This window comes from Massilia genomosp. 1, assembly GCF_011682185.1.
GTDB classification, from domain to species: Bacteria; Pseudomonadota; Gammaproteobacteria; order Burkholderiales; family Burkholderiaceae_D; genus Telluria_A; species Telluria_A rubra.
This window is the reverse complement of record NZ_WHJF01000321.1, coordinates 1-938: the sequence shown is the minus strand read 5'-3', so window position 1 is coordinate 938 and position 938 is coordinate 1. Positions and strand designations below refer to the sequence as shown.

The 938-nt window shown below is 53.3% G+C and carries 2 protein-coding genes and 1 pseudogene; 1 reads left to right on the top strand and 2 read right to left on the bottom strand.

Annotated features, from left to right (window positions below; translation table 11 throughout):
- A pseudogene (locus tag F1735_RS33855) lies at window positions 1-120 on the top strand (IS1595 family transposase); the annotation flags it as partial.
- On the opposite strand, the gene F1735_RS38395 reads toward F1735_RS33855, so the two are convergent.
- Both F1735_RS38395 and F1735_RS36035 read right to left on the bottom strand, forming a co-directional pair.
- On the bottom strand, window positions 117-779 hold the full coding sequence (locus F1735_RS38395; RefSeq protein ID WP_167241415.1) for a M35 family metallo-endopeptidase: 663 nt from the start codon (window positions 777-779) through the stop codon (window positions 117-119). The pseudogene F1735_RS33855 and the gene F1735_RS38395 overlap by 4 nt on opposite strands.
- 39 nt (window positions 780-818) lie before the next feature.
- On the bottom strand, window positions 819-938 hold a 120-nt coding region (locus tag F1735_RS36035; RefSeq protein WP_222853092.1), incomplete at its 5' end, for an IS4 family transposase.

Sequence of the window (938 nt, the reverse complement as noted above, 5' to 3'; positions counted from 1 at the left end):
CAGTATCGATTTAACCGGCGCTTCGATTTGTCGACCATCTTGACGCGCCTCTTGTACGCTGCTGTCGCCACGGGCAACCGAACCGAAGCGTGGTGTCGGTTAGCTGAAGATCAGCGCTAATCACCAACATATATGTTATATGGCTGACTTGGATACACATACGCATAGATCGAGTTGGGGTCACCGCTGGCCGGGTTGCAAGTACAGTTGACGTTGACCGGCTGGTTCACGAAAGCATCCTGGATTGACGTGAAATGGGCTTTCCCAAGCGCGTAACGGGAGGCGTCATAGTTGCCAAACCATGTTTTGTAACGCAAATCGGCATTGCCTGCCGCAAAGTAGGAAGCGCCTTGCGAAGCCATGCCACGCGCGGCGCTAAAAGCGGTGCCGATTATGCTGCTTTGTGTGGCGGTACAATTGCTGTAGCTCAAGCTGCCGGCCAATGATGGCGACAGTGGCGACAGTGGCGACTGTCTGGAGGCCGTCGTTCCGCGTGGCAATTGACCATTGATGAACAGTGTCAAGACATCAGATTGCACCGAATCAACTTTTGATGCAGCCAAATTCTTGTTATTGACATCATTGGACAACAAATTGACGTTAGTGGCGCGATACCGAATCATATAGTCGCCGGTAACGCTCATGTCGTACAACTGCGACAACTTGACTTTTTGCGTGTATGTCTTGCCCTGCTTCAACAGGAAATAATCGTTCGCGGTTGGCGCTGCGCGTTTGACGAGTGCGCCGAGATAGGGAACCTTGACGCCATCACGCGTCACATCAAACAGGGCACCTTGGATGCCATTGAATGCACCTCGTTATACACAAGTGTTCAGTGCGCCAATTCCCCGTAGCGCGCGTATCGTTTCCGCCGCCACGTGAACATCCTTCAAGCCGAGCCAGATCGTCTTGACGCCGGGCTCGCCATCGCTCTTGCG